We start from the raw sequence: 2,502 nt of genomic DNA on the forward strand, positions 1-2,502 counted from the left end.
GCTAGCTCTAGTTCTTCGGGATGCAGTCCCTCCCTCATATACTCGCCCAGTGGGCGATAAAGGTCGGACAGCACAGGGATGGAACACTCAATCTTGCGGACCACCTCACCATGCCCAACGACGCGAACGTACTCAACTGCCTCTAGAACCCGCAGCGCCTTGTGGGCAAGTAAGTCTTCAAGCCCGAGCTCCCCGGCTGCCGTCAGGAAGCCCTCCCAATCCACCACCTCGTCGCGCCCTCGCAAGAATACTGCAAGCTGTGCGGCAGCCCCGACTAGTTTGGTCTTACGCATGTAGCGGTTGATCAGGCCCATAGTAACACCACAAAGCCCGGGCTGAACGTCGTGACTCCGGATACCCAGCATCGTATCATCGATAATGGGCGGCATCGTGAAGGCCCTCCTTTCGGAAACGCCAAGACCGCTAAACCACTCCCACCGCGGTTGGCCAGGTCAGTCACAGGGCCAGCGTGGCGTCCCCTACCCGCGAGGCAACCGGTCAGGACCGAACACCCACCTCGATCTCGCGCCGAGCTGTAACCTCCACCGGCGATCGTAGTCCGCCAGCGACGCCGCACAAAGGTCGTCCTCCGCCATAGCGCGGGTCAATACCTCCATGGCAATGTTGGCCTCCGGCAGTCCGTAGTACACGCCGCCACCAGGGGTGGCCTTCACCTTCGGGGCGGCTTCGCCCACCACGAGGATGCGGTCAGCCACGGTGGAAGGTGAAGGGCCCGGAGAAGACGACCGACGACATCTTGATTATGCGACAGCCCCCCCACGGGAACGACCCTAGCGGCCCGCCCTAGCCGCCAAATTGAGTCCGTCGCAACCCCATGCTTCGGGAAATGAAGGCTAACTCGTGCCCCGGTGCTAGAACCGCACCAAGCGCGAACCTTCAGCGCAGTGTCAGCGAGGCCTTATGCAGGGCCTCAACGAACGCCCCAAAACACTCAAGCGCTCTTCGGGCCAGTTGCCTGTTCGAGAATTCTGGCTGTTCCGGCGGGACATGGCGCTCATTAAGCATCGCAATCATCGGAGACACATGAACGATGCGGTGGCGGTACTCAATAAAGCGCTTGAGTGAATAAACCTCGGCCGCCGGAATCCCTATAGCTCCAAACGCAACTCCATAAGCAGCCCTGTAGGCTTTCTTGCACTCTTCATAGTTCTGGAAGTTTATCTTAACCCGCGCTATCTTCTCCAGGAACGTAATGTGCTCTTCTCGGGCTTGGCGGTCCAACCTCTCTGGCTCCCCAGCCTCCCGTTCCTGCCTCGAGAACACCTTCTCGACAAGCCGGCGCAAATCTGGCTGAACGCCTTCCTGCTCAAGCTCAACAAACCTGGTTCTACAGTAAACTTCATAGCCCGTGACAAGCATTATTATGACTAGGTTGCTCATTACGACCTCGAACCGGTAATCGCCTAGCGGCGCGTCCAGCAAGACACGAACTGCCTCCACCGTGTTCTCCCAAACCTCACGAGCCGTGGGGCCGACTACGAGTTGGCCGTCAATGAACAACCTCGGCTCCATCACCTCCACTCCGTCGTCCCCAAGTTGAACAACGAACCCGTCCTTGGCCGCCCTGTACGCCTTAGAGGTACGCTCCCCTTTAGACAACAGCAGCCCACCCCGGACAGGAGGAATCGGCCCGACGAACAGATTCGTCTCATCCGGAGACCAGGAGAAACCCCAATAAACTTCTTCGCACGCAGCAACACCAGCCAAATCCACGGTCGCGACACGGGACCCGGTACCTGGCGAAAAGTGGTAAAGGCGGAGGAGCTTTGGCGGTTCTTTCTCGATCCGAAAGACTTGGGCAGCAGCCACAACTTGGAGGAGGACCTGTTGACTGCAGACTTGTCCCAGAAGGAGATCGGCAGAACTGCGAAACTCCACTGTGCCTTCCGGCCGCCTCAACTGCCGCTGCAACTCTTCCATGATGTGGCTCTTGTTCCCCATCGCGTCCATGTGTCAGTCCTCCAGATGCCATGTACGTGCACCCTTGTTAAACCCACTGCCAAACACACTAACCATCGCAATCCATTGCCGTTGGTCAGTTCTCCAGTCGGCCACCCTCGGCCAGATCTGTACGGATGTGCTCCATCCTTCGCGCCTCACGCTCCCTCTCCTGGCGCTGGCTCGAGAAGCCGCGGTCACGCACTACTGCTCGTGGCACTTGACTGCGGCAGGCAGCAGCTTTTCATCCGGCGGGTTCCCCTGACCGACTTCGTAACCCGAGACGATGCCGTTTTCTACTTCCTGCAATGCTACCTTGAAGGACCCCCTATGGAGCCGGGGATGATGTGCGGTGCATGTGACGAACGTACTCCTCCAACCCGGAATTGCATGTGGAATGGACCGCCCCGCCAAAATGCATATTCCCACTTAAACCTGAGCCAGTTTTCCCGCTGAAAACTGAGCCACTCTCCCAGGGAAATTCCCTCCGATCTGGGAATTGGGTGACCCAGATCGGAGGTGACGGGGAGGGTGATCTCAGTG

The 2,502-nt window shown here is 58.6% G+C and carries 3 protein-coding genes; all 3 read right to left on the reverse strand.

From position 1 onward, the window contains the following. The coding region (locus AB1609_21050; protein MEW6048923.1) for a hypothetical protein at window positions 1–389 on the reverse strand (389 nt) is incomplete at its 3' end. A 90-nt stretch (window positions 390–479) separates the two neighbouring features. Then, window positions 480–716, reverse strand: coding sequence for a hypothetical protein (locus AB1609_21055; protein ID MEW6048924.1), 237 nt, complete (start codon window positions 714–716; stop codon window positions 480–482). A gap of 181 nt (window positions 717–897) precedes the next feature. Then, on the reverse strand, window positions 898–1,971 hold the full coding sequence (locus tag AB1609_21060) for a hypothetical protein (protein ID MEW6048925.1): 1,074 nt from the start codon (window positions 1,969–1,971) through the stop codon (window positions 898–900). Between the last annotated feature and the right edge of the window lie 531 nt (window positions 1,972–2,502).

Source organism: Bacillota bacterium, from assembly GCA_040754675.1.
Classification (GTDB): domain Bacteria; phylum Bacillota; class Limnochordia; order Limnochordales; family Geochordaceae; genus Geochorda.